Origin of the sequence: Pseudomonas sp. NPDC087358 (genome assembly GCF_044900785.1) — a bacterium.
GTDB lineage: Bacteria > Pseudomonadota > Gammaproteobacteria > Pseudomonadales > Pseudomonadaceae > Aquipseudomonas.
The window spans coordinates 1-1,885 of record NZ_JBJDOA010000025.1 but is presented as its reverse complement, the minus strand read 5'-3'; the positions used below and the strand labels follow the sequence as shown (position 1 = coordinate 1,885).

Genomic DNA, 1,885 nt, shown 5'->3' with positions numbered 1-1,885 from the left:
AGCCCAAATACGGCAGCCAGATCCTGGCCAATTTCATGAACCACGTGATGGAAAGCGGCAAGACATCCGTTGCCGAGCGTATCGTTTATGGCGCGCTGGACAAGGTTAAAGAACGCAAGAACAGCGATCCCCTGGAAATCTTCGAGAAAGCTCTCGACGCCATCGCTCCGCTGGTCGAAGTGAAGTCGCGCCGTGTAGGCGGTGCTACTTACCAGGTTCCGGTCGAAGTTCGTCCGTCCCGTCGTAATGCTCTGGCAATGCGTTGGCTGGTAGACTTCGCGCGTAAGCGCGGTGAGAAGTCTATGGCTCTGCGTTTGGCTGGCGAACTGTTGGACGCCGCTGAAGGTAAAGGTGCTGCAGTTAAGAAGCGTGAAGACGTGCACCGTATGGCTGAAGCCAACAAGGCTTTCTCGCACTACCGCTTCTAATCACAGCGTCACTAATTTTGCGAGGGCTTTATGGCTCGTACTACACCGATCAACCGCTACCGTAACATTGGTATCGTTGCTCACGTGGATGCTGGTAAAACCACCACCACCGAGCGCGTCCTTTTTTACACCGGCAAAAGCCACAAAATGGGCGAGGTGCATGACGGCGCCGCGACCACGGACTGGATGGTTCAGGAGCAGGAGCGTGGTATTACCATTACTTCTGCTGCTATCACTGCCTTCTGGCAGGGTTCCGAGAAGCAGCACAAAGACCAGTACCGCTTCAACGTCATTGACACCCCGGGCCACGTAGACTTCACCATTGAAGTTGAGCGTTCCCTGCGTGTTCTCGACGGCGCGGTCGTTGTGTTCTGCGGCACCTCGGGCGTTGAGCCTCAGTCCGAAACCGTATGGCGTCAGGCCAACAAATACGGCGTTCCGCGTCTTGTATACGTAAACAAAATGGACCGTGCCGGTGCGGACTTTCTGCGCGTAATTGGTCAGATCAAGCAGCGCCTGGGTCACACTCCGGTGCCGATCCAGCTTGCCATCGGTGCAGAAGACAACTTCCAGGGTCAGATCGACCTGATGTCCATGGAAGCTGTGTACTGGAACGACGCTGACAAGGGCATGGTCCCTCGTCGCGAGCCTATCCCTGCAGAACTGCAGGAACTGGCTGACGAGTGGCGCGGTAACATGGTCGAGGCTGCGGCCGAAGCCAGCGAAGAGCTGATGAACAAGTACCTTGAAGGTGAAGAACTCACCAACGAGGAAATCAAGGCCGCTCTGCGTCAGCGTACCATCGCTGGTGAGATCGTTCTGGCTGTTTGCGGTTCTTCCTTCAAGAACAAGGGCGTTCCCCTTGTTCTCGACGCCGTTATCGACTACCTGCCGGCACCGGTTGATATTCCTGCCATCAAGGGTACCGACCCTGATGACGAGACTAAAGACCTGGAGCGTCATGCAGACGACAACGAGCCGTTCTCGGCGTTGGCGTTCAAGATCGCTACCGACCCATTCGTCGGTACCTTGACTTTCGTCCGCGTTTACTCGGGCGTGTTGGCATCCGGCGACGGTGTGATCAACTCGGTCAAAGGCAAGAAAGAGCGCGTGGGTCGTATGGTGCAAATGCACGCAAACGCCCGTGAAGAGATCAAGGAAGTACGCGCTGGCGACATCGCGGCCCTGATCGGCATGAAGGACGTCACCACCGGTGAAACCTTGTGCAACGCTGACAAGCCAATCATCCTGGTCCGCATGGACTTCCCGGAGCCGGTAATTTCGGTTGCCGTTGAGCCAAAAACCAAGGATGACCAGGAAAAAATGGGTATCGCACTGGGCAAACTTGCTCAGGAAGACCCGTCTTTCCGCGTCAAGACTGATGAAGAGACTGGTCAAACGATCATCTCTGGCATGGGCGAACTGCACCTGGACTTCCGGGGTGTGCGGAGGCGGCG

2 protein-coding genes are annotated in these 1,885 nt (G+C 56.3%); both read left to right on the top strand.

Annotated features, from left to right (window positions below):
• Positions 1-428, top strand: a 428-nt coding sequence (rpsG, locus tag ACI2KS_RS29395; protein ID WP_404624536.1) for a 30S ribosomal protein S7, incomplete at its 5' end; no start/stop codon positions are given.
• Between the two features lie 30 nt (positions 429-458).
• A partial coding sequence (gene fusA, locus ACI2KS_RS29390; RefSeq protein WP_404624535.1) for an elongation factor G occupies positions 459-1,885 on the top strand: 1,427 nt, incomplete at its 3' end.